This is a genomic window from Marcopretia estuarina LEGE 06307, from assembly GCF_056633115.1.
Genome location: NZ_JBSJOY010000003.1, coordinates 154,344 through 175,416 on the forward strand (window position 1 = coordinate 154,344; position 21,073 = coordinate 175,416).

23 protein-coding genes are annotated in these 21,073 nt (G+C 68.3%); 8 read left to right on the forward strand and 15 right to left on the reverse strand.

What is annotated here, in order from left to right; all coding sequences use genetic code 11:
- Positions 1 to 6: 6 nt before the first annotated feature.
- Complete coding sequence (gene petA / locus ACWJI3_RS08355; protein ID WP_094510289.1) at positions 7 to 939, reverse strand: cytochrome f; 933 nt, start codon at positions 937 to 939, stop codon at positions 7 to 9.
- Positions 940 to 983: 44 nt separating this feature from the next.
- On the reverse strand, positions 984 to 1,520 hold the full coding sequence (petC, locus tag ACWJI3_RS08360; RefSeq protein ID WP_094510288.1) for a cytochrome b6-f complex iron-sulfur subunit: 537 nt from the start codon (positions 1,518 to 1,520) through the stop codon (positions 984 to 986).
- Between the two features lie 99 nt (positions 1,521 to 1,619).
- Between petC and ACWJI3_RS08365 the strand changes: the two genes are divergently transcribed.
- Positions 1,620 to 2,021, forward strand: coding sequence for a DUF3067 family protein (locus ACWJI3_RS08365; protein WP_480203584.1), 402 nt, complete (start codon positions 1,620 to 1,622; stop codon positions 2,019 to 2,021).
- 8 nt (positions 2,022 to 2,029) lie between these two features.
- Here the strand turns inward: ACWJI3_RS08365 and tatC are convergent, their stop codons facing one another.
- Together tatC and ACWJI3_RS08375 are read right to left on the reverse strand one after the other, a co-directional pair.
- Positions 2,030 to 2,818, reverse strand: coding sequence for a twin-arginine translocase subunit TatC (gene tatC / locus ACWJI3_RS08370; RefSeq protein ID WP_255099807.1), 789 nt, complete (start codon positions 2,816 to 2,818; stop codon positions 2,030 to 2,032).
- Positions 2,815 to 4,527 carry an Rqc2 family fibronectin-binding protein gene (locus ACWJI3_RS08375; protein ID WP_094510286.1) on the reverse strand — a complete coding sequence of 571 codons (1,713 nt, stop codon included), beginning with the start codon at positions 4,525 to 4,527 and terminating at the stop codon, positions 2,815 to 2,817. Before ACWJI3_RS08375 ends, tatC begins: the two co-directional genes overlap by 4 nt.
- Before the next feature lie 104 nt (positions 4,528 to 4,631).
- On the opposite strand from ACWJI3_RS08375, the gene gmk reads away from it, so the two are divergent.
- Positions 4,632 to 5,216 (forward strand): guanylate kinase, encoded by a 585-nt coding sequence (gmk, locus tag ACWJI3_RS08380; protein ID WP_480203439.1) that lies wholly within the window; start codon positions 4,632 to 4,634, stop codon positions 5,214 to 5,216.
- A gap of 92 nt (positions 5,217 to 5,308) precedes the next feature.
- On the opposite strand, the gene psaJ is transcribed toward gmk, so the two are convergent.
- Positions 5,309 to 5,425, reverse strand: a complete 117-nt coding sequence (gene psaJ / locus ACWJI3_RS08385) for a photosystem I reaction center subunit IX (protein ID WP_011935127.1) — start codon at positions 5,423 to 5,425, stop codon at positions 5,309 to 5,311.
- A 49-nt stretch (positions 5,426 to 5,474) separates the two neighbouring features.
- Positions 5,475 to 5,954 (reverse strand): Photosystem I reaction center subunit III, encoded by a 480-nt coding sequence (locus ACWJI3_RS08390; RefSeq protein WP_094510284.1) that lies wholly within the window; start codon positions 5,952 to 5,954, stop codon positions 5,475 to 5,477.
- 76 nt (positions 5,955 to 6,030) lie between these two features.
- On the opposite strand from ACWJI3_RS08390, the gene tsaD reads away from it, so the two are divergent.
- Both tsaD and ACWJI3_RS08400 read left to right on the forward strand, forming a co-directional pair.
- Positions 6,031 to 7,128, forward strand: coding sequence for a tRNA (adenosine(37)-N6)-threonylcarbamoyltransferase complex transferase subunit TsaD (tsaD, locus tag ACWJI3_RS08395; protein WP_094510283.1), 1,098 nt, complete (start codon positions 6,031 to 6,033; stop codon positions 7,126 to 7,128).
- A 38-nt stretch (positions 7,129 to 7,166) separates the two neighbouring features.
- Positions 7,167 to 7,406, forward strand: a complete 240-nt coding sequence (locus ACWJI3_RS08400; protein WP_094510282.1) for a hypothetical protein — start codon at positions 7,167 to 7,169, stop codon at positions 7,404 to 7,406.
- Positions 7,407 to 7,446: 40 nt separating this feature from the next.
- Here ACWJI3_RS08400 and ACWJI3_RS08405 read toward each other — a convergent pair whose 3' ends face one another.
- Positions 7,447 to 8,616 carry a type IV pilus twitching motility protein PilT gene (locus ACWJI3_RS08405; protein ID WP_255099811.1) on the reverse strand — a complete coding sequence of 390 codons (1,170 nt, stop codon included), beginning with the start codon at positions 8,614 to 8,616 and terminating at the stop codon, positions 7,447 to 7,449.
- 137 nt (positions 8,617 to 8,753) lie between these two features.
- Between ACWJI3_RS08405 and wecB the strand changes: the two genes are divergently transcribed.
- Complete coding sequence (gene wecB / locus ACWJI3_RS08410) at positions 8,754 to 9,875, forward strand: non-hydrolyzing UDP-N-acetylglucosamine 2-epimerase (protein WP_480203440.1); 1,122 nt, start codon at positions 8,754 to 8,756, stop codon at positions 9,873 to 9,875.
- A 46-nt stretch (positions 9,876 to 9,921) separates the two neighbouring features.
- Here the strand turns inward: wecB and ACWJI3_RS08415 are convergent, their stop codons facing one another.
- Positions 9,922 to 10,998 carry an efflux RND transporter periplasmic adaptor subunit gene (locus tag ACWJI3_RS08415; protein WP_315856314.1) on the reverse strand — a complete coding sequence of 359 codons (1,077 nt, stop codon included), beginning with the start codon at positions 10,996 to 10,998 and terminating at the stop codon, positions 9,922 to 9,924.
- Between the two features lie 208 nt (positions 10,999 to 11,206).
- Between ACWJI3_RS08415 and ychF the strand changes: the two genes are divergently transcribed.
- The gene (ychF, locus tag ACWJI3_RS08420; RefSeq protein ID WP_094510279.1) at positions 11,207 to 12,298 is read left to right on the forward strand and encodes a redox-regulated ATPase YchF; all 1,092 of its coding nucleotides are present in this window, start codon (positions 11,207 to 11,209) and stop codon (positions 12,296 to 12,298) included.
- A 133-nt stretch (positions 12,299 to 12,431) separates the two neighbouring features.
- Complete coding sequence (locus ACWJI3_RS08425; protein ID WP_480203441.1) at positions 12,432 to 12,770, forward strand: hypothetical protein; 339 nt, start codon at positions 12,432 to 12,434, stop codon at positions 12,768 to 12,770.
- Here the strand turns inward: ACWJI3_RS08425 and ACWJI3_RS08430 are convergent.
- Positions 12,726 to 13,967 carry an MFS transporter gene (locus ACWJI3_RS08430; protein ID WP_480203442.1) on the reverse strand — a complete coding sequence of 414 codons (1,242 nt, stop codon included), beginning with the start codon at positions 13,965 to 13,967 and terminating at the stop codon, positions 12,726 to 12,728. The two genes, ACWJI3_RS08425 and ACWJI3_RS08430, sit on opposite strands and share 45 nt — an antisense overlap.
- Positions 13,968 to 13,987: 20 nt before the next feature.
- Between ACWJI3_RS08430 and ACWJI3_RS08435 the strand changes: the two genes are divergently transcribed.
- On the forward strand, positions 13,988 to 15,538 hold the full coding sequence (locus ACWJI3_RS08435) for an alpha/beta hydrolase (RefSeq protein WP_480203443.1): 1,551 nt from the start codon (positions 13,988 to 13,990) through the stop codon (positions 15,536 to 15,538).
- A gap of 95 nt (positions 15,539 to 15,633) precedes the next feature.
- Here ACWJI3_RS08435 and ACWJI3_RS08440 read toward each other — a convergent pair whose 3' ends face one another.
- The 6 genes from ACWJI3_RS08440 to ACWJI3_RS08465 all read right to left on the reverse strand — a co-directional run bounded on the left by ACWJI3_RS08440 (position 15,634) and on the right by ACWJI3_RS08465 (position 21,071).
- Positions 15,634 to 16,653, reverse strand: coding sequence for an ABC transporter permease (locus ACWJI3_RS08440; RefSeq protein ID WP_255099817.1), 1,020 nt, complete (start codon positions 16,651 to 16,653; stop codon positions 15,634 to 15,636).
- Positions 16,650 to 18,290: an ABC transporter substrate-binding protein gene (locus ACWJI3_RS08445; protein ID WP_399221369.1), complete on the reverse strand. Its 1,641-nt coding sequence runs from the start codon at positions 18,288 to 18,290 to the stop codon at positions 16,650 to 16,652. The genes ACWJI3_RS08440 and ACWJI3_RS08445 overlap by 4 nt, the downstream gene beginning before the upstream one ends.
- A complete protein-coding gene (locus ACWJI3_RS08450) occupies positions 18,271 to 18,582 on the reverse strand; it encodes a hypothetical protein (protein WP_399221367.1) in 312 nt (103 codons plus the stop codon). Before ACWJI3_RS08450 ends, ACWJI3_RS08445 begins: the two co-directional genes overlap by 20 nt.
- A gap of 146 nt (positions 18,583 to 18,728) precedes the next feature.
- Positions 18,729 to 20,033 (reverse strand): homoserine dehydrogenase, encoded by a 1,305-nt coding sequence (locus ACWJI3_RS08455; RefSeq protein ID WP_255099818.1) that lies wholly within the window; start codon positions 20,031 to 20,033, stop codon positions 18,729 to 18,731.
- Between the two features lie 79 nt (positions 20,034 to 20,112).
- Positions 20,113 to 20,568, reverse strand: a complete 456-nt coding sequence (locus tag ACWJI3_RS08460) for a SufE family protein (protein WP_255099819.1) — start codon at positions 20,566 to 20,568, stop codon at positions 20,113 to 20,115.
- A complete protein-coding gene (locus tag ACWJI3_RS08465; RefSeq protein ID WP_255140968.1) occupies positions 20,565 to 21,071 on the reverse strand; it encodes a hypothetical protein in 507 nt (168 codons plus the stop codon). Before ACWJI3_RS08465 ends, ACWJI3_RS08460 begins: the two co-directional genes overlap by 4 nt.
- Positions 21,072 to 21,073 lie beyond the last annotated feature (2 nt).

A 21,073-nucleotide genomic window follows, 5' to 3' on the forward strand; every position in this document is an offset into this window, starting at 1 on the left:
TCAGCCTCAGACGCCTTCGGCAGCCTGCACTTTCTCCACCTGCTTCTTCTTCAGCACCAGCATGATCTGGGCGAGAGCAACGGCGGCGAAGAAAGCGAGCATGCCGTAGATGCGCACAGGGTTCTGCAGCACGATCTCGGAATCCAGCTGACCGAAGCCGCCCACATTGGGATCTTCCGAAAGGGGTCCGTTGAGCACCACGTCATCGCCCACAGCCACAGCAAGGGCAGGGCCAGCCGGAATGGTTTCACTCACGGTGGTGCCGTCGGCGGTGCGGATCTCCACGACGCTGGCGCCGTTCTCACCGGCGGTGATGGCACTCACGGTGCCGGCGGCAGGAGCTGTGAAGACGCCGTTGTTGCTCTTCTCACCGGTGGGGTACACCTGGCCACGGCCGCGGTTGCCACCCACGTGCACCGAATACTTGCCGAAGTGGATGGCGCTGTCGGTGGCGGGATCGGGGGAGAGGATGGGGAAGACGATCTCCTGGTGCTGGTCACCCGGCAGGGGGCCCACCAGCAGGATGTTGGGCTTGTCGTCGCTGTACTGGGTCACGTAGACCCCGGCGGTTTCCTCTTTCAGCTCGTCGCTGAGACGATCAGCGGGAGCAAGGGTGAAGCCATCAGGGAGCATGAGCACCGCACCCACGTTGAGGCCCGTGCGGCTGCCATCGGCGGCCACCTGCTGAACGCTGGTGTCGTACGGGATCTTCACCACCGCCTTGAACACGGTGTCAGGCATCACGGCCTGGGGCACTTCCACCTGGGTGGGCAGCTTGGCGAGGTGGCAGTTGGCACAGACGAGCTTGCCGGTGGCTTCGCGGGGGCTCTCGTAGTTCTGCTGGGCCCAGAAGGGGTAGGCCCAGGAGGCAGAAGGCGCCAGGAAGAGGGCGGCCGAAGCCAGGACGGTGGAGAGCAGCAGGGAAAGGGTGCGGCGCATGGGGTGGGCGGACGGGCGACGGGAGGAGATGGACGGTCGGACGATCAGGCCCACCAGGGCTTTTCACCGGTGCGGAAATCGGTGTCGGTCCATGTGCTCAGGAAAACGTTGTCGCTTTCGACGGAGACGTTGGCCAGGGCAAGCGACAACGGAGCAGGACCACGCACCACCTTGCCGGTGGGGTCGTACTGGCTCCCGTGGCAGGGGCAGATGAATTTGTTGGCACCGCTGTTCCAGGGCACCACGCAACCCAGGTGGGTGCAGATGGCGTTGATGCCGTAGCTGCCGATGGCGTCGGGACCTTCCACCAGCAGGTAGGTGGGGTCACCTTTCAGGCCCTGCACGAGGCTGCGGTCACCCTCCTTGTGGGTGCTGAGCCAGCCCGAGGCGGTGACGTTGTTGCCCAGTTCATCCTTGGCGGTGGTGCCACCGCCACCGCCGGCGGGCCGGGGGGGAATGAAGTAACGGGCGACGGGGTAGAGAGCACCCAGTGCGACACCAGTGACGGAGCCGAAAGTCAGCAGATTCATGAACTGACGACGGCCCATTCCGGGCACATCGCTCACTGGGATCTGGGTCATACGGAACGTTCCTGGGTGCCGAAGCAACGAGGCGCCCATTATGGACGTTGCCCTGGCCGTCACGTTTTGCCAGGACGCAGCTTGCGCCTGCGGCGCAACATGCTGTTGTGGAGTGTCCTCACCCTCGCCGCCGTGTCCCTGCCTGATCCGGCTGCTGAGCCCGGCTCCAGCGGCCGCTTCGCCCCCCTCCGGCTCGATGAAGTGATGCAGGTGCTGCGTGAGCGCTGGCACGCGTCCTACGACCTCCAGCTGGTACAGCGGCGCGGCCGCCTCTACCTGCAGGTGATGTGGGCCTACCTGGAGCAGCAGTCCTTTCCGCTCGATGCCGAGGGCTATGAGGCCAAGCTGCAGGAGCTGATCGAGCTGCTCAACGGCCTCGGGGTGGCCGATCAGGTGCGCCAGTGGCTCACCACCACCCGCGACAAACCCCGACTGGGACGGGCGATGAGCCTCACCCTGGAGCCGGCCGAGGGCGGGCGCAGCAGTGAATTCCTGCTCTGAACCTGGCCTCAGGCGCCGCTGGCCGCAGGCCGGAGCCGCTCGGTGAGGGCCACCAGGGCCACACCCACCAGGAACAGGGCCGTGATCGAGCCGGTGAGCAGCAGCATCGTGACGGGGTCGGTGGAAGGAGTGAGCACGGCGCCGGCCAGGGCCGCCACCAGCACCACCCAGCGCCAGGCTTTCAACATGGCGTCGGAGCGGATCAGGCCGAAGGCACCCAGCAGCAGTTGCAGCACCGGGAGCTGAAAGGCCAGGCCAGTGGCCACCATCAGCAGCAGCACGAAATCGAGGTAGCGCTCGATCGACCAGATCGGCTCGACCACATCCGCGCCGTAGCTGACCAGGAACCGCAGCGCCGCCGGCACCAGCGCCCACCAGGCGAAGGCAAGCCCTGCGGCGAACAGCACCGCCGACCCCGCCACGGCTGGCGCCACCAGTCGCCGCTCCCGGCGCGTGAGACCCGGCAAGACGAAGGCCAGCGCCTCGTAGAGCACGTAGGGCAGCGCCAGCGTGAGGCCGGCATAGCCGGCCACCTTGATCGACACAAACAGGAATTCACCTGGGGCGAGCTGGAGGAAGCGCATGCCCACGGCGGGCAGTTCCAGCAGCCGAACGAGCGGTTTCACCAGCAGCAGACAGCCGCCGGCCGCCACCACCACCGCCAGCAGGCTGCGCAGTACCCGCCGCCGCAACTCCTCAAGGTGGTCCACAAGGCTCATCTCCACCTCGGCGGGAAACTCATCCGCCGGTGGCACCCGGATCGGTGGGGGAGGTGCGGGGAGGGGGGAGTCGCTCATGGCGCAGGCGCTGGAGCTGAGCCTAAGGAGCGACTGCACAGGGTGGCGCCGCGGCCGGGATCGCCCCAGACCACCTCGCCGCCCCGGTGGCGCACGGTGCCGGGTCCGGCTCCGGCAATGCGCTGCAGTTGGTCGCTGGGCACCATCACCACGGGCACACGGGCATTGCCGCGGGCACGGCTGAAGCGGGCGGCCAGATCGGCCGCCGCCTGCAGGTCGGCGTCGGTGGCGGGAGCTTCCGAGCTCTTGAGCATCACGTGGCTGCCCGGGCACTCCTGGGCATGGAACCAGAGATCACCGCGCCGCGCCTGCCGCAGGCTGATCCATTCGTTCTGGCGATGGTTGCGGCCCACCTGCACGCGCAGCCCTCCGGCAGTGAGGAACTCCAGCGGTTGGCATGGCAGGGGATGCCGCCGGGCGCGCGCCTTGCTTCGTCCCTTGTCCCGCTCGCGGCCGCCGACGCTGAGCAGTTCCTCCACGTCGTCTTCGAGGGCGGCGAGATCCTCCAGCGCCCCGCGCAGGGCATGGGGGGTGGTCTCCTCGGGCCGGTGCAGCTCCAGAAAGGCCAGGCTGGCCTCAATGCGCTCCAGCTGCAGGTCGTGACGCTCCAGCAGGGTGGTGATCACGGCGGAGGAGCGCTGCAGGCGGCGCGCCTTCTTATAGAGAGCCTGTGCCTCAGCCACCTGCTCGCGGCTGGGGTCGGCCAGACAGAGCAGGGCATCCGCCTGCCGCCGCAACTGGTCGCAGCCGGCGGCCTGCTCCAGCAACGCCTGCTGCTCGGCCCGCTGGGCACTCTGGCGATCCCGGGCCGTGAACAGGCGCCGCTGCAGCTGATCGTGGCGCAGCTGGAAGGCCTGGGCTGTGAGCTGCCGGTCGTAGAGCTGCGCCAGCGGGCGCCCCACCGGGCCGGCCAGCTCGGCGCCCCAGCAGCGGTAGGCGGTGGCTCCACCGGTGACGAAGCCAAAGCGGTCCGCCGCCAGGTCGCCCAGCCATTGCTGCCAGGCCACCCAGAGGGCACTCCACTGCAGCTCGCTGAGCTGCTCCACCGGCAGCTTCAGCAGCGCCGTGGATGTGTCGGGATGATCGCCGGCCAACTGCAGGGCCAGGGCAGGACTGATCCCCTGGTAGCTCTGCAGCAGCGCCTTGCCCAGCGGCAGCGGCAGGAGCTGCAGGCGCCGACGCCAGTGCCACAGAGCTTCGCCGGCATCGGGGGGATCGGCCTGCAGGGGCGGCGGCGGGCTGTAGGTGTCGCCGCTGGCAATCGGCCTCAGCCGGGATTCGTTCGGCTTCACCTGGCGGCCCAGGGCCACCACCCGACGCTGGCCATCCAGGAGGAAGAGGTTGCTGTGGCGGCCCATCAGCTCCACCACCAGCGTGCGGCAGATCGCCTCACCGGGGCGGGGGGCAAAGCCCAGCTCCACCACCCGTTCCCAGCCGTGCTGATCGATCGCCACCAGCGCCAGGCCGCCCAGGCCGTGCTGCAGTTGCTGGGCCAGAGTGCTGCCCTCACCGCGCCGGGCGGGAGGGTCGATCGGCAGCAGGCGCGGCGCATCCGCCCACCAGCTCAGCTCCAGCCAGTGACGACCATCAAGCGCGCGAAAGCCGAGTTGGAGGTTGTGGGCGCTGGGCTGCTGGGCCTTCTCGAAGCGGCTGGGCAACAGCTGCGGCCGCAGCTCGGCAAGCACCGCCCGCAAGGTGGTGACGTCCATGGGTTGGAGCGTCCGGGAGGTCAAGGGAACCGCGTGGACAGGGAAGCCCCTTACTCTGCTGGCTCACGTGCGAGGGCCTGATGGCGGAGGCAGCGGCAGTGGCAATGGCAGCAACAAAGACAGCAGCGGCGGGTCCGGGACAACTCACGGTGATCACCGGCCCCAGCGGCGTGGGCAAGGGCACGCTCGTGGCCGCGCTGCGCCGGCGCCATCCGCAGATCTGGCTGTCTGTGTCCGCCACCACGCGCGCGCCCCGCAGCGGCGAACAGGACGGGGAGCACTACTTCTTCATGAGCCGGGAGCAGTTCGAGCAGCAGGTGGCTGCCGAAGGGCTGCTGGAGTGGGCGGAATTCGCCGGCAACCTTTACGGCACGCCACGGGCGCCCGTCAGCGAGCATCTGGCCCAGGGGCAACCGGTGCTGCTGGAAATCGAACTGGAGGGGGCCCGCCAGGTGCGGCGCAGCTTCCCGCAGGGATTCCAGGTGTTCATCGAACCTCCGTCGCTGGAGGAACTGGAGCGGCGCATCCGCGGCCGCGGCACCGACGACGACAGCGCGATCGAACGGCGCCTGCGCCGGGCCCGGGAGGAACTGGCCGCCGCCGCTGAGTTCGACGCCGTGGTGATGAACGGCGACCTGGATACCGCCATCGGCGAGCTGGAAGCCCTGCTGCAACTGGCCGGCAGCTGAAGCGCCAGCGCCAGTCACAACGTGCAAGTCACAAAAAAGCGGCCTTTACGGCCGCTTTTGACGTTCAGAGCCTCCGGCTGGAAGCCAGCGGATCAAAGGGGATGGAAGAGAAGATCCGGGAAGAAGCGATTGAATTCGATCATGATTCCGGCGGTGACGGTGAACCAGATCGCAGCGAAAACAGGGGCTGTGGTGAGGAATTTCTTCATGGGCGTGCTCCGGATGGAGAACAGAGGGATGGGGCGACTGAACCGGGATTCAGCGCGGTGAAACGGTGACCTTGGAATCGGATTCCAGCAGCTTGCCGCTGGTGAATTCGCTGAAGGCCGCCAGAGGCCAGGTGGCTGCAGCGATGGTGCTCTTCAGGGCGAGGGGCACATCGATCTGGATCTCGCGCATGGTGGCGTCCTTGCTGCCACGGATGGCCTGCAGGTACACGCGACCGGCCCAGCCGATGCATCCGGCGATGTAGAGGAAGGCGATGCCAGGGATCATGAAGTCGCCGGCATGGCTCCAGCGGCCATCAACGATCAGGTGGGGCAGGCCATCGGTGCCACACACGGCCTGGCTGTACATCTCGAAGCGGGCTTTGGCCTGCGGAGTGGCAGCGGCGGCGGCACGCTGCTGAAAGCGGGGGCTTTCGGAGCAGGGGGTGAGCCCGGCCACATCGGCATGGGCCACAGGGGCGAAGCCGAAGATCAGCAGGGCGGAAATCAGAACGGCGAAAAGGCGGCGCATCGTATCCGGATCCGGGGAATGGCCTGCCAGCGGGCAGGATGTCACTTGCGGAGAGTAAGGGAGGCCATGGAGGCACTTGAACACCGTTCTGGCCGTCGAAACAAGTTGTGACGAGTCAGCGGCGGCCGTGGTGCGCGGCGAGCAGGTGCTCGCCAGTGCCGTGGCTTCCCAGATCGCCGAACATGCCCGCTGGGGAGGTGTGGTGCCCGAGATTGCCTCGCGGCGGCACGTGGAGGCGCTGCCCCAGTTGATCGCCAGTGTGATGGCCGAATCCGGCCTCGGCTTCGCCGACCTCGACGGCATCGCCGCCACCGTGGCGCCGGGCCTGGTGGGGGCCCTGCTGGTGGGCTCGGTCACAGCCCGCACGCTGGCGCGGCTGCACGATCGTCCCTTCGTGGGGGTGCACCACCTCGAAGGCCATCTCTGTTCCGTCCACCTGGGAGACCCCCTGCCGGAGGGTCCGTTCCTGGTGCTGTTGGTGAGCGGCGGCCACACCGAGCTGATCCGCGTCGACGGCGCCGGCCACTACCGGCGGCTGGGCCGCAGCCACGACGACGCGGCCGGCGAGGCCTTCGACAAAGTGGCACGGCTGCTTGGGCTGGGGTATCCCGGCGGTCCGGCGATCCAGGCGGCCGGAGCGCTGGGGGATCCCCTGCGCTTTCCACTGCCGAAAGGGCGCGTGTCGAGGCCGGAAGGGGGCTACCACCCCTACGACTTCAGCTTCAGCGGGCTGAAGACGGCCGTACTCCGCCTTGTGCAGTCGCTGCGCGCCGGCACCGGTGCCGCGGGGCCGGCGGATCCGCCTTCAACTGGGGAATTGGCTCCGCAGGATCTGGCTGATGTGGCCGCCAGCTTCGAACTGGCCGTGGTCGACGTGCTGGTGGAGCGCAGTTGCCGCTGCGCCCGCGACGAGGGACTCGGCACCCTGGTGCTGGTGGGCGGGGTGGCCGCCAACCAACGCCTGCGCCAGCGGCTGGAGGAACGCTGCGGCGCGCTGGGGCTGCACTGGCGCCGGGCACCACTTGCCTATTGCACCGACAACGCCGCCATGATCGGCGTGGCAGCAGCCCAGCGGCTTGCCGCCGGATCCAGCAGCAGCACGGCCCTGGGTGTGGCGGCCCGCCTGCCATTGCAGCAAAGCGACGCGCTCTACGAGCAACAGCCTTGCTTTTGATCCCTTTATGGTGGCCGAACCCGTTGTTAAGGGGGTGGATGGCTTCAGCTGACACCACAGAGAATGCACTGCTGCCGAACAGCTCTCTTGCAGCATCACCAGCCGCTGCTGAGGGGCTCGGCTCCAGCCAGCCCGTTGAAGTGGGGCCGGAAGAGCTGAACGCCTGGCGCCGGGGCTTCACCCCCCAAGCCGAGATCTGGAATGGCCGCCTGGCCATGCTCGGGCTCTCGCTGGGCATCGCCACCCTGCTGCTTCTCCGCCTGGCCAGGGCCCACTGAGCCAGGCCAAGTCAACAACGTTTTGCCAGTGGACTCCGCCCTATTCGCGGCCTCGTAGGGCCTGGGAGAGCTCACCACGCTTGAGGCTCACGGCCAACGCCTCATCCGCACTCACTTTGCCTGCCACTACCAGCTCAAGAAGGGACTGGTTCAATGTTTTCATGCCTTCAAACGAACTGCGTTTCATGATTTCCTCCACCTCGTCGAATTCGCCGCGAAGGAGGTAATCCCGGCAGGCATCGGTGTTGATGAAGATGTCGTGGTAAGCGATTCGGCCACCTTCAATCGTTTTGAGCAGCCCCTGCGAGATCACCGCCAACAACGATTCGGCCACACTTGTGCGGATTGATTTTTGTTCTTCGGACGGGAACATACCCAGCATCCGCTCAACGGTTTTTACGGCGGAGTTAGTGTGGAGCGTGCCGAAGACCAAGTGGCCGGTCTGAGCAGCCTCCAAGGCAGTGGAGAGGGTTTCCTGGTCGCGAATCTCCCCGATCAGCAACACATCAGGATCTTCCCGCAATGCCGCCCGCAGAGCAGTGGAGAACAACTTTGTGTGGTGGCCGATCTCACGCTGCCGCACCAGACAGGATTTGCTGACATGAACGAATTCAACTGGATCCTCAATGGTGAGGATGTGCTTCGACTGAGTTGAATTCATCCAATTGATCATTGCGGCTAGAGTGGTGGATTTGCCGCAGCCCGTGGGGCCTGTCATCAGGATCAGGCCCTTGGTGTACTTGAGAAGATGCTTAAAGACATCCGGAAACCCAAGGGATTCCAGTGTGGGGACCTCAAAGGGGATAAGCCGCAGCACCATGGCTGGGCCAAGAAGCGATTCAAAGAGGTTGATCCGCACCCTCACGAAACCGAAAGAATGTGATCCGTCGAATTCCTTATCGCTGCGAAAAGCCTGACGATCCTCCTGAGAGAGAATCTCATTCAGCCACTCCGAGAACCGTTGGTTCGTGATGATCGGCCAACCGGTCATCTGCATATCGCCGCGAAAGCGCAGCCGCGGTTCCTCACCGACACCGAGGTGCACATCTGAGCACTTGGCCTCAAAAGCCACGCGCACCACCTCCTCCAGTGTGCAGGGCGTAGCCACGGATGGCCGTGGTGGCGCTGGGGCCGGATCTACACCATCCACGCCGGCGGGGTGGGAGTCGGGCGCAGGCACCGAGCTAGGGGGAAACAGGGAACTGGTCATCGGCTGGACAGCATTGCAGCCATTTTGGGGCAAGTACTCGCCTGAGTTCACATGCAGCTGCTGATCGGTACGGGGATGCTCCGCCACGTGAATGCGACACCGGCTCTCCTTAGGATCGACACCCCCGCATGGGCTCTTTGATCACCACCGCTCCGCTCGTCAGCATCGTGCTGGGAACCAGGCCCGAAGCGATCAAGCTGGCACCGGTGATCCGCGCCTTCCAACAAGCCGAAGGCTTACGCACCCGGGTGGTGCTCACCGGCCAACATCGGGAAATGGTGGCGCAGGTGATGGAGCTCTTCAGCCTCACCGCTGATCGCGACCTGGCCTTGATGACGCCCCGCCAGACGCTCACCCACGTGACCTGTGCCGCCCTGATGGGGCTGGAGCAGGACTTCACTGAGCACCGGCCGGATCTGGTGCTCGTCCAGGGCGACACCACCACCGCCTTCGCTTCCGCTCTGGCGGCGTTCTACCAGCAGATCCCCGTGGGGCACGTGGAAGCCGGCCTGCGCACTGACAACCTGCTTGACCCCTTCCCCGAGGAAGCCAACCGCCGGCTGATTTCCCAGATCGGCCAACTCCACTTCGCCCCCACCTCGGTGTCGGAGGCGAACCTGCTGGCCTCCGGGGTGGTGGGCCGGGTGCTGGTCACGGGCAACACTGTGATCGATGCGCTGCTGCTGATGGCGAAGCAGGCGCCGCTGCTGCAGCTTCCTGGCCTCGACTGGACCCAGCAGCGGGTGATCCTGGCCACCGTGCACCGCCGGGAGAACTGGGGAGAGCGTCTGCTCGCCATCGGTGATGGCTTCCTGCGACTGCTGGAGCAACACCCCGACACCGCCCTGCTCCTTCCGCTGCACCGCAACCCCACCGTTCGGGAACCCCTGCAGCAGATGCTGGGCGATCACCCGCGGGCCTTTCTCACCGAGCCGCTCGATTACGACGAGCTGGTGGGAGCGATCCGCGGTTGCACGCTGCTGCTCACCGACTCCGGCGGCCTGCAGGAAGAGGCCCCAGCCCTGGGCAAACCGGTGCTGGTGCTGCGGCGCACAACGGAACGTCCGGAAGCGGTGTCTGCGGGCACGGCGCGCCTGATCGGCACCGATGCGGCAGCGATCGCCACGGAAGCCGGGCGCCTGCTCGACGACCCTGCCGCCTACGCGGCCATGGCCATGGCTCACAACCCCTTCGGGGACGGCCAGGCGAGCGGCAGGATCGTGGCGGCCTGCCGTGCCTTCCTGGCAGAACGGAACTGAGCTGGCCACTGGCCTGAGCTGGCAGTGGGCCTGATCGGAGCGTGATTCAGCTGCCGGGGCGTTTCTTTGCCCAGGGAGGCAGATCGATGAACACCTGGGTACCCGGTTTGAGGCCGGAGAGGATCTGGGTGTTTCGGCCGCTGCTGGAGCCGAGCGTCACCGGCTGGAAGGTGGGCTGGTTGTTCTTGCCCACCAGCAGCACCCCAGGCCGCCCTTCCTCGGTGACCACTGCCACAGTGGGCACAAGGGTCTGAGCCGGCAGGGTGCCGGTCTTGAAGTCGATGTCGGCGGTCATGCCGATCCGCAGCTCGCTGTGGGGATCGGTGAACAGCAGCTTCACATCGAAGGAGGTGACGTTGTTGATCTTCACCGCACGGGGGGCGATCTGGCGCACGCGCGCGGTGAAGCGGCGGTCCGGGAAGGCATCCACCCGCACGGTGGCGATCTGGCCGAGGCGGATGCGGCCGATGTCGCTTTCCGGCACCTTGGCCACCGCCTCCAGGCCGCGGGCGAGCTCCACCACCGATGAACTGGACGCGCCCGCGTTAGCGGAGGCGGAGGTGGTGGGGGTGACGAAGGCTCCGGGGTCGGCGAACCGCTGGGTGATCACACCATTGAAGGGGGCGCGGATCGTGAGCTCGCCGCGTTCAACGTCCCGCTGAGCGTTGCGCTGCCGGGCCGCATCAAGGGCCGCCTTGCTGGTGAGCATGCGGGTGCGGAAGCTGACGATGTCGTCCTGACTGATCGCGCCCTGCTGATACAGCTTCTGGCGACGTTCGAACTCCGAGCGGCTGCGGGCGTACTCGGCGGCCGCCTGCCGCTCTTGGGCCAGCAGTTCATTCTCCCGATCGCGAAGGTCACCGCTGTCCATCAGAGCGATCGGCTGGCCGGCCTGCACGAGATCGCCCTCATCCACGAACAGGTCGGCGAGCACGCCGCCCCGCTTGGGGCTGACGTTGACGCTGCGGGCCGCTTCCAGCTCCCCGCTGGAGGTGACGATGCCCGGCAGGCTGCCGCGCTCGGCCTTCACCACATAGGCGGCCAGCGACTGCTGCTGCTGGGTGGTGCTGCGCTGGCGCTGCCAGAGGGCCACACCGCCGATCACGAGCACTGCCGCGGCCACCCCTGCCCAGAGAGGCCAGCGCCGCTTTTTGGGACCGGGCCGGCGAGGGGCGGCCGGGACCGGTTGTTCCTGGGGCGGTGTCAGCACCGGCGCAGGGCGAAGGTCGGAGCGGGGAATGACGGTCAGCGGTCGCTGTAACCAGTCTTGATGGTCGCGGCGAAAAACGTGGCCATGGGAGGCCCGGGGGGCGCCGTTTAGATTTAGCCCCATGCTTAAAGCCGGAATCGTGGGGCTGCCCAACGTGGGCAAATCCACCCTCTTCAATGCCCTGGTGGCCAACGCCCAGGCCCAGGCCGCCAACTTTCCGTTCTGCACGATCGAGCCGAACGTGGGCTCCGTGGCGGTGCCCGACGGGCGCCTGAAAATGCTCTCAGACGTTTCCAGTTCCCGCGAGATCGTGCCCACCCGGGTGGAGTTCGTCGACATCGCCGGCCTGGTGAAGGGCGCCAGCCAGGGCGAAGGGCTCGGCAACAAGTTCCTCGCCAACATCCGCGAGGTGGACGCGATCGTGCACGTGGTGCGCTGCTTTGAGGACGACGACGTGATCCACGTGGCTGGTCAGGTGGATCCCGCCCAGGACGCCGAGATCATCAATCTGGAACTGGCTCTCGCTGACCTGACCCAGGTGGAGAAGCGGCGGGAACGGCTCAAGAAGCAGGCTCGCACCAGCAAGGAAGCCCAGGCAGAAGATGAGGTGCTGGGCCGCATCGCCGCTGCGCTGGAAGCCGGCGCACCGGCACGCGGGGTTGCCCTCGGCGCCGACGAGCGCGAGACGATCCGTCCGCTCGGCCTGCTCACCCTCAAGCCGATCATCTACGCCACCAACGTGTCGGAAGACGACCTGGCGGCAGGCAACGGCCACAGCGAGGCCGTGGTGGCCCTTGCCCAGCGTGAAGGGGCTGAGGTGGTGCGGATTTCGGCGCAGGTGGAGGCGGAACTCGTTGAACTCGGCGAAGCCGAGCGCGCCGACTATCTCGACGGGCTGGGGGTGAGCGAGGGCGGGTTGCAGAGCCTGATCCGCGCCACCTATCAGCTGCTCGGCCTGCGCACCTACTTCACCACCGGCGAAAAGGAAACCCGGGCCTGGACGATCACAGCCGGCATGACCGCGCCTCAGGCCGCCGGCGTGATCCACACCGATTTCGAACGGGGCTTCATCCGCGCCCAGACCGTGGCCTACGCGCAGTTGATCGAAGCGGGCTCCCTGTCGGAAGCACGCAACCGAGGCTGGCTGCGCAGCGAGGGCAAGGAGTACGTGGTGGCCGAAGGCGACGTGATGGAGTTCCTGTTCAACGTCTGAAGCGGTTTCAACTTCAGCAGACGCTTCGGCGGCTGAGGCAGGCGCAGAGCATTGAGCCGCCCTCCTCTTTGGCTTCCGTGACCGGGGCGGCGGCCGCCTTCGGCGAGAATGGTGTCCGACGAGGCGAAGCCTGATGAACCCCTCCCAGGAGCCCTCTGCTGGCAGCGCGGCAGCGCCTGCAAATCTGCCTGCCGCTGAGCCGCCGCTGGCCGAGGTCACGAGCGCCACCGCGGCGATCCCTGACCGAGGTGCGGGATCCGCCACCGGTGCGCGCAATGCCGGCGCACACAACTTCGACATTCAGAAAGAACTGCACCAGCGCATCCGCAACGACCCCGACTACGACGACTGGGAGTACGGCACCGAGCCCCTGCCTCACGAGCAGCAGGGCTGGATCTCCCGGCCCGCCCCTGGCGGGGCCGGGGCCTCAGATCACACTGGAGGGGCTGGCGTGGGGGTGGACGCGGGCTAAGGGACGCACCAGGGTGAGGCCCAGCAGGCAGAGCGCCGCCATCGCCAGCCAGAGGCCGCCCCCATGCCTCTGCTGATCGAGGAACAGGCCCGCCACCTGCGGCGCTACGAAGGCGCTCAGCGCAAAACACTGCGAGAACAACGCCATGGCCATGCCTTGATGGGCGGGGGGCGTGATCTCCACCACCGCTTCGGTGGCCGTGGGCAGAAAGGCGGCCACAGCCGCCGCCAGCGGCAGCTGGGCCAGCAGCAGCACCGTGAGGCTGTGCCAGCCCAGGCTGGAGAAGGCCAGCAGGGAGCTGCCGAGCGCGAAGCCCAGCAGGCTCAGTCCGAGCCCGAAGGCCACCGAACGCTCTGACAGCCAGCGCCCCAGCGGCCATTGCAGGGCCAGCAGGAGCCCCAGCTGCAGCGCCAGCAGCAGGGCACCAGTGCTCTCCGGCAGGGGGGGGCGGGCCAGCCCGCCGCGCACCAGATCCAGCGGCAGGGCGCCCTGCAGCAGGGCCACCATGCCGGTGGACAGCACCGTCATCGCCAGCAGGGGCAGCAGGGGCCGCACCCATCCCTGCCAGGAATCGAGTCGGATGTCGGCACTGCGGACTGGTGCCGGCGGCAGCGGCCGGCGCAGCAGCAGGCTCAGCAGCACGACCATGCAGGCGATGTCGACGAGGAAGATGCCCCGCAAGCGGCCAAGGGCCGCCAGCCCGGAGCCCAGCAGCACGCCGGTGGCGATACCAAGCGCATCAGCGGTGCGCACCAACGCGAAGGCGCGGCTGGAGGGCAACGGCGCGCAGCTCTGGGTCACGGCAAGCTCGATCGCGGGCCACCAGAGCCCGAGGGCCAGTCCGATCAGCATCTGCCCGCTCACGTAGGCGGGAAAGCTGGTGGCGCTGTACAGGCGCGCGTCGGCCAGCACCGAGATCAAGGCGGCCAGCACGATCGGGCCATTGCAGGAGCGGCCGCGGTCGAGCCACCAGCCGCAGAGCAAGCGACCGGCCGTACCGGCCAATGCGGCTGCCGCCAGCCCCTGCCCGACCGCGGTGGCGGAGAAGCCGGCGTTGTGGAACACCACAGCGGTGAGATAGATAACGCCGCCGCCGCCAAGGCCGCTCAGCAGCCGCATCCAGCACAATTGCTGCAGGGGCGCGGGAAACTGGAGGAACCAGCCGAGGCCGCTTGCCCCTGCGCGACGTCGTGTCAAACCGGTTCCGACCGCTGTTCGTGCTTCTCACCAGTCTGCTGGTCGGGGGGGGCAGTCCGGCCAAGGCCGCAGATCAACTGATCGTTCGGCTCGACGGGTTCTCGCTGCCGATCGACATCGGCCAGCTGGAGGCTTGGAGCCGTGATCCCGGCTCCCGGGGCAACGACCTCGGCGTGTGGTTCGAGTTGCTCGACCCCCGCAGCCGCGAGGATCTGCGCCGCCTGTTGCTCACGCCGATCCTGGAGGAGCGCGACCTGGCTCTGCAGTTGATCCAGAGCTGGGCGGGCCGGCAGGTGGTCGAGGAGATGGGGGCACTGTTGAGTACCGACCAGAGCGGCAGCGGCCCTCTGCTGGTGAACACACTCCGCGGCCTGTTGCAGCGCCCTGAACCGGTCACCCCGCTGAGCCTGCTGCGGGCCGTGCCCACCCCCCGGCTCACCCTGGAGGTGGATGAGGTGCTGAAGCTGGCGCAGCAATGGCGCCGGCAGGTGGAACTGCAGGGCCAGGCCCTGAGGCAGTTGCGTCAGCTGCGACTGCCCCTGACCGCCACCCCCAGCACCGCACGGGCGCCGGCCCTGCAGCCCACCGGCGCCGTTCCCATGCCCCGCCTGCTGGAACTGGCGGTGACCCACCGGCCCGACCCCCTCAAGATCGAGCTGTGGGAGGCGGTGGGGCCCGCTCGTGGCACCTACTTGCTGGTGATGCCGGGGCTGGGCAGCAGCGGCGCCCAGCTGAACTGGCTGGCCCGCGGGCTGGCGGAGCGCGGCTACCCGGTGCTGCTGATCGATGACCCCAGCAGCGACGAACACGTCGTGCGGCAACTGCTCGATGGGCAGCGCCCGCCCCCCGGCGCCGAGACGCTCCCCGCCCGCCTGGCGGATGTGGAGGCGGTGCTGAAAGCCGAGCAGGACGGCCGGCTGCCGCCCCTGGGCTCCTCCGCGGTGCTGCTGGGCCATTCGCTCGGTGGGCTGTCGGCTCTGATGGCCGGAGGCGCCCGGCCCGTGGCGGGCCTCGACCAGCGTTGCAAGCAGGCGATGAGAGGGATCCCGCTCAACAACCTCTCGCGGCTGTTGCAATGCCAGCTGCCGGAGGTGCAGTTGCCGAAGGTGGGCAGCGGCGACGGGCGCGACCCGGTGGCGGCGGTGGTGAGCTTCAATCCCTTCGGAAGCCTGCTCTGGCCAGGCCGCGGCCTCGATCGCCTCAACGGCACGCCGCTGCTGATGGTGGGTGGCGGCCTTGATCTGGTCACGCCGCCGGTGGGCGAGCAGCTGGAGCTGTTCCTGCAGCAGCACAACCCCCGCAGCCGGCTGGTGATGGTGGAGGGAGGCAGCCACTTCTCGGTGGTGCGCCTCGGTGACGACAACCCCGCGCTGCTGCAGCTAGGCGAGGAGCTGGTCGGGGTGGAACCGCATCAGGTGCAGGAGCTGCTGCTCAACCTCACCGCCGACTTCCTCGGCTCCCTCGACGGGTCCGCTGCCCTGGCCAGCCAGCAGCGCCTGCAGGGCACCGTGCGGGCCTACGTGCTGGACCGGGAGGCAGCTCGCCACTGGCACCGGCGCCTCGACGGCTGAACGGCAACAGCGGGACGGGGCAGACCATCCGCTCCCACAGCAGGGCGCAAAAAGGCACCAGCGGCAGCGTTCAGCACCGGCTTCAGCAGCAAGCGTCAGAACCGAATCCGCGGATCCAGCAGCGCCACCAGCAGATCCACCACCACGCTCACCACCACCACCAGCGCCGCCACCACCACCACGATCCCCTGCACCAGGGGGTAGTCGCGCTGGGCGATCGCTTCCTGCAGCCGGAAGGCGATGCCCGGCCACGAATAGGTGACCTCAATCAGCAGGGCGCCACCGATCAGGGAGGCCACGGTGATCCCGGTGATCGTGAGCACGGGCAACAGGGCATTCGGCAGGGCGTGGCGCAGCACGACCCTTGGTTCGCTCAGGCCGCGGCTGCGGGCCGCTTCCACGTAGTCGGAGCGGAGCGCCCGGCGCAGGTTGAGCCGCAGCGCGTTATCGAAGATGCCGCTGAGCAGCACGCCGAGCGTGGTGGCGGGCAGCACCAGATGCCGCACCGTGCCGCTGAACTGCTGCCAGTTGCCGGCACGCAGGCTGTCGAACAGGTAGAAGCCGGAGCCGGTGGGCGGCAGCAGCGTGACCGGGAAGCGCCCACCCACCGGCAACCAGCCGAGCCAGACGGCGAACACCAGCTGCACCACCATCGCCGCCCAGAACGGCGGCAGGGCGTAGGTGCCGATGCCGTAGAGGCGGCCGGCCAGATCGAGCTTGCCGTCGGGACGGGCGATGCCGGAGAACCCCACCGCCAGGCCCAGCACGGCGGCGATCAACAGCGCGCACACGCCCAGCTCCAGGCTGGCCGGCAGACTCTGGCCGATCACCTGGGCCACCGGTGTCTGATTGGTGAGCGAGGCGCCCAGATCCCCGCGCAGCAAACCCAGCAGGAACTGGCCGTACTGGGTGAGCAGCGGCAGATCAAGCCCGAGTTGCTGGCGCAGGGCGGCGCGGGCCTCCTCCGGAGCGCGGATGCCGAGCAGGGCATCGATCGGGTCACCCGGCGCCAGCCGCAGCAGCAGGAACACCAGGGAGGCGATCAGCCAGAGCATCACCGGGCCAAGCAGCAGGCGGCTGGCTCCGTAGCGCAACAGCTGGGAACGGCGGCTCATGGGTGGCGCTCCTTCTGCAGCCGGCTGAACACCACCCGGCCGGCCCCATCGAAGCGGGGCGTCTGCAGGTTGGGGCGGGCCCAGGCGCGCGGGGCCACCAGCCAGACCGGGATGTAGGGGGAAGCCTGGGCCACCTGTTGCTGCAGGCGGCGCAGCAGGGCGACGCGCTCCTCGCCCTCCAAGCTTTCGCTGCGCTTGAGATCCTGCTCAAGACCCGGCTGGGTCCAGAAGCTGCCGCTGGCGGCGCTGGCGCCCTTGAGGCAGCGGTTGCCCTCTGCCTGCTCGCACCCCAACAGGGGAATCAGGTAGTTGTCGGCATCGGGGAAATCCCCCATCCACTCCAGCAGGATCGCCGTGAAGGCGCCCTCGCCGAGCTGCCGGTAGGCCGTGGTGGATTCCATCCCGCTGATCTCCAGCTGCACGCAGTCGCCGAGGTCACGGGCCAGCTGCTCCTTCCAGGTGAGCGCGAACAGGCGGTCGGAGGGGATGTTGGAGCGGAAGGTGAGGGGCACGGTCAACCGCCGGCCGCTGCAGTAGCCGGCCTGGCGAAACAGCGCACGGGCCTGGGCCGGATCGAAGGCAGGCCAGGCCTGCGGATCGGAGCCGGGGATCGTCGGGGGCACCAGCTCCCGCAGGGAAGGGCGCAGCCCGTGGCTGACCCGCTGGCTGATCAGCTCCCGATCGAGGCCGAACGCCAGGGCGCGGCGCAAGCGTGGATCCTTCAGGGGCGGCTGGTCGCTGAGCAGCGTGAGATAGCCGATCTCCAGGGCCGGCCCCCTGCCTTCGCGCAGGGCGCCGGCCTCGGCCAGACGATGCAGCGACAGCTGCTGGTCGCCCTCCAGGCTGGTGGAGAGCAGCACATCCACCTCACCGCTGCGCAGGGCGCCGTAGAGGGCGGTGGAGTTGCTCAGGTTCACCAGATCGATGCCGCCATTGGCTGGCTTCGGCCCCCAGTAGTCGGCGAAGGGCTCCAGCCGCTGCTGCTGATCGTTGAAGAAGGTGAGCCGGTAGGGCCCGGTGCCCACGAAGCGCTCGTTCAGAAAGCGGCGGCCGTGGGCCCGGTAGGCCGTGGGGGACAGCGGCGTGAGATTCACCGCCGTGAGCAGCTGGGGCAGGGCCGTGAACGGGCGCCGCAGGCGCAGCTCCAGTTCGTAGGGCCCACTGGCCCGCACCGAGACGATCCGGTCGCCCAGCAGGTAACTCAGCTTGCCGATCGCCAGGAAGCGCTCCAGCGTGAACACCATGGCGGCGGCATCGAAGCGGCTGCCGTCGTGGAAGCGCACGCCCTGACGAAGCGGCACCCAGGCGGTGAGGCGATCGGCGCTGAGCCGGGGCGGCGCCACGGCCAGGCGCGGCAGCAGCTCGCCGTCGGGGCTGATCGCGTAGAGGGGATCGCCCAGAGCGCTCAGCAGCTGCATCGCGCCGATGCTGAAGGTGGCGGCCGGATCCACCGAATCAATGCGGCTGCGCCCCGCCACTACCAGCCGGTCCACCGGACGGACGGGCTGGCAGGCGGACAGCAGGCCCAGGCTCAGCATTCCCACCAGGGGAAGCGTCAGCCAGCGCTTCAGATCAGGAAAGGGGGCGATGGGGGGCGGTGACGCTCGCTGCGGCCATTCAAAGGCTCGGCTGGCCATTCAGGGCCAGGGAAGGCGGCCTGTTGTGAACCTGCTGCAAGGACACCTCGAACACCGGGGAGCCCCCCCGCACCAAGGGCCAGCGGCGCACCCAGCAGCGGTCGTGGGGCGGATCCACGGCGATCACCTGGTACAGGTTCGAATCCGAGGCGAGGTGAATGCAATCACCCTGGTGGAGGCTCATCGGGCTGGTGCGGATTGAAGGGGTGTCCGTAGGGAGGGGGGTGGCGAGGGGGGATGGGGCCTGACGGCGCTGCGGGTCGCCCGTGGTGGGGGCGTGTGTCGACAGCATTTCGGGGCTGGAGAGGGGAAGGCGTTCGCTATGAACCTTAAGAAATCCCGGTGAGGGGATCGCGACCGAAGGATCGGTGCTGCTGATCACTCCCATCAGGTGAGGCCGCTCAGCATGTCTCGGCAGAGGGTTTGCGGATCATTGCCTCAGAGGGTTCGCAGGCAGGCCGCCACCGCCTTGACGTCGGGCAGGGCGGCGATCGCCGTGAGCGCCGCACGGAAACGGGCCTCCTGTACGTCATGGGTGATCACCACGATCTCAGCCTCCCCGCCGGAGGCCTGGAACTGCACGATCGACTGGATCGACACCTCCTCCTGGCCGAAGCAACTGCCGATCCGCCCGATCACGCCCGCCTGGTCGGTGGTCTGCAGGCGCAGGTAATTGCGGTGGCGGGTGACGGCGGGATCCACCAGGCGGCAACGGCGCCAGCTGCCGGCCGCCAGCAGCGGATCAAGCCCGGCGGAAGGGCCGCCCACCTGGCGGATGCCGGCGATGTTGAGGATGTCGGCCACCACAGCCGAAGCAGTGGGCCCGGCCCCGGCACCAGGCCCGTAGAACATCACCCGCCCCACCGGATCCCCCTCCACGAGGATGGCGTTGTTGACGCCGTTGACCCCCGCCAGTGGGTGATCCTTCGGCACCAGGGTGGGATGCACCCGCACATCGAGCTGCTCGGTGCCGTCGGGATCGGTGCCCTCGCTCTGCGCCACCGCCAGCAACTTGACGCGGAATCCCAGCTGGTCGGCGTAGCTCACATCTCTGGCCTGCAGGCCGCTGATGCCTTCCGTGGGGATGGCGGAGCGTTCGACGCCGCCGCCGTAGGCCAGTCCCGCCAGGATGGCGATCTTGTCGGCGGCATCGCCGCCCTCCACATCGGCGGCCGGGTCGGCTTCGGCGTAGCCGAGGGCCTGGGCATCGGCCAGCACCGTGCCGTAAAGGGCCCCCTCATCCGCCATGCGGGTGAGGATGTAGTTGGTGGTGCCGTTGATGATGCCGCTCACCCGCTGGATGCGGTTGGCACCCAGCGACTGCTTCAGCGGCTCGATGATCGGAATGCCGCCGCCCACCGCGGCCTCGATCAGCACGTACACGCCCCGCGCGGCGGCCGCCGCGGCGATCTCCTGGCCGTGGCGGGCGATCACCGCCTTGTTGGCCGTGACCACCGATTTCCCGGCGGCGATGGCGCTGAGGATCAGGCTGCGGGCGGGTTCGAGTCCGCCCATCACCTCCACCACGATGTCGACGGCCGGATCCTGCACCACCGCTTCGGGGTCGGTGGTGAGCAGGGCCGGATCCAGCTCCAGCGGGCGCGGGCGGCTCAGATCCCTGACAGCCACCCGTTGCAGCCGCAGCTGGTCCACCAGCGGATGGCGACCCGCCGGGGCGGACAGGATGGCGGCTACGCCCGCTCCCACCGTGCCCAGACCCAGCAAGCCGATGCCGATGGTCATGCCTGTCTCGCCTGGAAACGTCCGAGCCTAGAAACCTGGCTGCAGCGCGGCTGCTCCTGCAGGCCGGCGCCGCTGGTCATCAGGAGGCGGCGCCGGAAGCCGCACCGGCGCTGGACTCGCCGCCGGCAAGACTGCGGGCCTGGGCCTGCATCATCTTGAAGATGTTGAGGAAGCCGTTGGCCCGCGATGGGGTGAGGCTGGCCTGCAGGCCCGTGTCCGCCAGAAAGGCAGGATCAACGGAGGCAGCCTGCTCAGGCGTCAGGCCTTCGAGCGCTTCGATCAGCAGGGCCAGCAGCCCTTTGGTGATCTGGGCATCGGAATCCCCACGCCAGTGCAGCCGCCCCTGCTGAAGCTCGCCCACCACGTACACCTGCGACACGCAGCCCTTCACCTTGAAGGGGTCGACGCGGAACTCATCCGGCAGCGGCTCCAGCTTCTGGGCCAGCCAGAGCACGTAGGCGTAGCGGCGCTTGGGGTCAGTGGTGCCGCGCAGTCGCTCAACGATCCGATCGAGCGCTTCGGTGCCGGCGCTCATCGAAGGCGACGGCGCGCAGCGGACCAGCCGCTCAGACCGGCGATCACCCCGCCGACGCTGCCGAGGCCGCCCAGCACCACGGTGCCGATCAGCCAGGGGGAGGTCCAGGGCGCCGTCGGCTCGGCCGGGCGGCCGCTGAGGCTGTCGATCAGAGGGCGGCCGCTCTTCACCGTCAGGTCGAGGAAGTCGCGATGGCCGGGGCCGTCGTCGACCTGGAGCTCCCACGTGCCATCTGCGCCGCTCGGCAGCACGAAGGACAGCTTGCCGTCGGCATCCAGCTGGCCCACCGTCACCGGCGTGCCGCCTCCTGGCGGCACCACGCGCACCTGTGCTCCGGCCGCCGGTTCACCGGAGGAGAAGCGGCTCTCGAGCAGCAGGGAGTCGTTGAGGGAGCGGAGCTGATCGAGGCTGCTCTCGATGGCATGGGCCCGGGCTGCCACCGGCAGCAGGGCCAGGGCCACCGCTCCCAGGCATGGCACGACCAGGCGTTGGCAGGAGGTCACGG

Bases quoted from the DNA above. Each gene is read 5' to 3' on its own strand.
- petA (WP_094510289.1), bottom strand. From the start codon at position 939: ATGCGCCGCACCCTTTCCCTGCTGCTCTCCACCGTCCTGGCTTCGGCC.
- petC (WP_094510288.1), bottom strand. From the start codon at position 1,520: ATGACCCAGATCCCAGTGAGCGATGTGCCCGGAATGGGCCGTCGTCAG.
- ACWJI3_RS08365 (WP_480203584.1), top strand. From the start codon at position 1,620: ATGCTGTTGTGGAGTGTCCTCACCCTCGCCGCCGTGTCCCTGCCTGAT.
- tatC (WP_255099807.1), bottom strand. From the start codon at position 2,818: ATGAGCGACTCCCCCCTCCCCGCACCTCCCCCACCGATCCGGGTGCCA.
- ACWJI3_RS08375 (WP_094510286.1), bottom strand. From the start codon at position 4,527: ATGGACGTCACCACCTTGCGGGCGGTGCTTGCCGAGCTGCGGCCGCAG.
- gmk (WP_480203439.1), top strand. From the start codon at position 4,632: ATGGCAGCAACAAAGACAGCAGCGGCGGGTCCGGGACAACTCACGGTG.
- psaJ (WP_011935127.1), bottom strand. From the start codon at position 5,425: ATGAAGAAATTCCTCACCACAGCCCCTGTTTTCGCTGCGATCTGGTTC.
- ACWJI3_RS08390 (WP_094510284.1), bottom strand. From the start codon at position 5,954: ATGCGCCGCCTTTTCGCCGTTCTGATTTCCGCCCTGCTGATCTTCGGC.
- ACWJI3_RS08400 (WP_094510282.1), top strand. From the start codon at position 7,167: ATGGCTTCAGCTGACACCACAGAGAATGCACTGCTGCCGAACAGCTCT.
- ACWJI3_RS08405 (WP_255099811.1), bottom strand. From the start codon at position 8,616: ATGACCAGTTCCCTGTTTCCCCCTAGCTCGGTGCCTGCGCCCGACTCC.
- ychF (WP_094510279.1), top strand. From the start codon at position 11,207: ATGCTTAAAGCCGGAATCGTGGGGCTGCCCAACGTGGGCAAATCCACC.
- ACWJI3_RS08425 (WP_480203441.1), top strand. From the start codon at position 12,432: ATGAACCCCTCCCAGGAGCCCTCTGCTGGCAGCGCGGCAGCGCCTGCA.
- ACWJI3_RS08440 (WP_255099817.1), bottom strand. From the start codon at position 16,653: ATGAGCCGCCGTTCCCAGCTGTTGCGCTACGGAGCCAGCCGCCTGCTG.
- ACWJI3_RS08445 (WP_399221369.1), bottom strand. From the start codon at position 18,290: ATGGCCAGCCGAGCCTTTGAATGGCCGCAGCGAGCGTCACCGCCCCCC.
- ACWJI3_RS08450 (WP_399221367.1), bottom strand. From the start codon at position 18,582: ATGCTGTCGACACACGCCCCCACCACGGGCGACCCGCAGCGCCGTCAG.
- ACWJI3_RS08455 (WP_255099818.1), bottom strand. From the start codon at position 20,033: ATGACCATCGGCATCGGCTTGCTGGGTCTGGGCACGGTGGGAGCGGGC.
- ACWJI3_RS08460 (WP_255099819.1), bottom strand. From the start codon at position 20,568: ATGAGCGCCGGCACCGAAGCGCTCGATCGGATCGTTGAGCGACTGCGC.